We start from the raw sequence: 2,018 nt of genomic DNA on the forward strand, positions 1-2,018 counted from the left end.
CACGAAGAGCCACCCGCACGGGTGGCTCTTCCGTTTTAAACCCAGTCTGTCCGGCGTAACGGCGGTGCCTCCCCGCCGGCCTTCTGCACCAGCACCTGATTGACGCCCGTGAGGCCGGTCTCGAAGCCCAAGGCGCTGGAAGCCATGTACAGCCGCCACACCCGGGCACGGCCCAGGCTGGTCAGCCTGACAGCCTCGTCCCAGTTCTCCTCGAGCCGCCTCACCCACGCCCGCAGGGTCAGGGCATAGTGCAGGCGCAGGGCTTCGACGTCCAGTACCTCGAAACCTCCGGACTCCAGTGCGCCGACCATCTCACCCAGGCTGATCATCTCGCCGTCGGGAAAAACGTACCGCGGAATGAAGGAATCAGGGTCCGCCCGCGTGGGGCCTGCATTCCACGAGATCGCGTGGTTGAGCAGCCGGCCCCCCGGGCGGAGCAGCCTGTACAGCACCTGGACGTAGCCGGGCATCTGTTCCCGGCCCACGTGTTCGGACATGCCGATCGAGCTGATGGCATCAAAGGGTCCGTCCGGGATGTCCCGGTAATCCTGCACCCGGATGTCGATGTTTTCCGTCAGGCCCGCATCCGCCGCCCGTTTGCGGGCACGCACGGCCTGCTCCGAGGACAGCGTCACCCCTACCACCGAGACGCCGTAATGTTCTGCGGCGTGCAGGGCAAAACTGCCCCAGCCGCAGCCCACATCCAGCACCCGCATTCCGGGTTTCAGCCCCAGCTTGCGGCACACCAGGTCCAGCTTCGCCGCCTGTGCCTCCTCAAGCCCCGCGACAAGGCCACGGCTCTGTGGCTCAACGCCGCCGGCCGCCTGGCCGCCGGCCGCCCCAATATCCTGCGCCCCGCCATCCATCATGCCGCCGTCGGTGGTTCCGGATCCCCACACAGCGCACGAGTAAACCATTGACGGACCCAGCACGAGGGCATAAAAGTCGTTGCCGACGTCGTAATGGTGCGAAATTGCCGCAGCGTCGCGTCGCCGGGTGTGGAGCCTGCCCTTCCGTATGACACTGGCCTCCTCCGGGGGAGGCGCGGGGTTGGGCCCCAACGCACCCAGCCGCACGGCGGTACGGACGAGGGTCAGCAGTTCCCGCGGTGTCAGCGGAGTGAACGGGCCGGGTTCGGAGAACTTGCCCACAGAACTCAGGGCCTTGAAGCCTGCAAAGATGTCGCCCGGGGCATCAATGTCACCCGACACGTAGGCCCGGCTCAGTCCCAACTGCCCCGGCGACCACAGGATCCGGCGCAGGGCACGGCGTGACCTGAACTCAAGGAGGGGGGCACCGGGCGGTCCGGCCTCGGAGCCGTCCCACGCCCGCAGCCGCAGCGGCACCTCCGCCGTGCCCAGGACTATGGCCAGCGCTTTGGCCAGCAGTGTTGCGGCCCCTTTTTCCGTTGTCATGGTCCGTGCCTTTCTTCCGCCATGGCCCAACAGTACGACGGCGGCCCGCGCCTGTCAGCGAAGCAGCCACGATTATCATGGGAGAGTGAACGAAACCCTGCCGCCATGCCCCGAATGCTCCAGTGTGTACACCTATGAGATGGGTGCGCTCCTGGTGTGCCCGGAATGTGGCCACGAATGGTCCGCCGCAGCCGGTGAAGCGCCGGAGGAGGCGGGCCCGCGGGTCATCAAGGACGCGGTGGGTAATGTCCTGGCCGACGGCGATACCGTCACGGTGGTCAAGGACCTGAAGATCAAGGGCAGTTCCGGCGTCATCAAGGTTGGCACCAAGGTCCGCGGGATCAGGCTGATGGACGGCGTGGGGGACCACGATATTGACTGCAAAGTGGACGGTGTGGGGCCCATGCAGCTCAAATCCTCCGTGGTGAAGAAGGTCTGACCGGCATCAGCGCAATGGCAATCGGGACAGTTGATGTGGCGGTCATCGGGGCTGGCCAGGCAGGTCTTTCCGCTGCCTACCACCTGCAGCGCCGGGGGCTGGCGTACAAGGTGTTCGACGCCGAAGAGGGTCCCGGCGCTGCAGGTGGTAGGCAGCGGAAAGAC

3 protein-coding genes are annotated in these 2,018 nt (G+C 66.3%); 2 read left to right on the forward strand and 1 reads right to left on the reverse strand.

The window, feature by feature from the left end; translation table 11 throughout:
- Positions 1–35 precede the first annotated feature (35 nt).
- The gene (locus tag DBR22_RS17865) at positions 36–1,415 is read right to left on the reverse strand and encodes an SAM-dependent methyltransferase (protein ID WP_108600123.1); all 1,380 of its coding nucleotides are present in this window, start codon (positions 1,413–1,415) and stop codon (positions 36–38) included.
- A gap of 85 nt (positions 1,416–1,500) precedes the next feature.
- On the opposite strand from DBR22_RS17865, the gene DBR22_RS17870 reads away from it, so the two are divergent.
- Both DBR22_RS17870 and DBR22_RS24730 read left to right on the forward strand, forming a co-directional pair.
- Positions 1,501–1,854, forward strand: coding sequence for a zinc ribbon domain-containing protein YjdM (locus DBR22_RS17870; protein ID WP_108600124.1), 354 nt, complete (start codon positions 1,501–1,503; stop codon positions 1,852–1,854).
- 14 nt (positions 1,855–1,868) lie between these two features.
- The coding region (locus tag DBR22_RS24730; protein WP_258229278.1) for an FAD-dependent oxidoreductase at positions 1,869–2,018 on the forward strand (150 nt) is incomplete at its 3' end.

Origin of the sequence: Arthrobacter sp. HMWF013 (assembly GCF_003061105.1) — a bacterium.
Lineage (GTDB): Bacteria > Actinomycetota > Actinomycetes > Actinomycetales > Micrococcaceae > Arthrobacter.

Coding starts and splice junctions, on each gene's coding strand:
- DBR22_RS17865 (WP_108600123.1), bottom strand. CDS start 1,415: ATGACAACGGAAAAAGGGGCCGCAACACTGCTGGCCAAAGCGCTGGCC.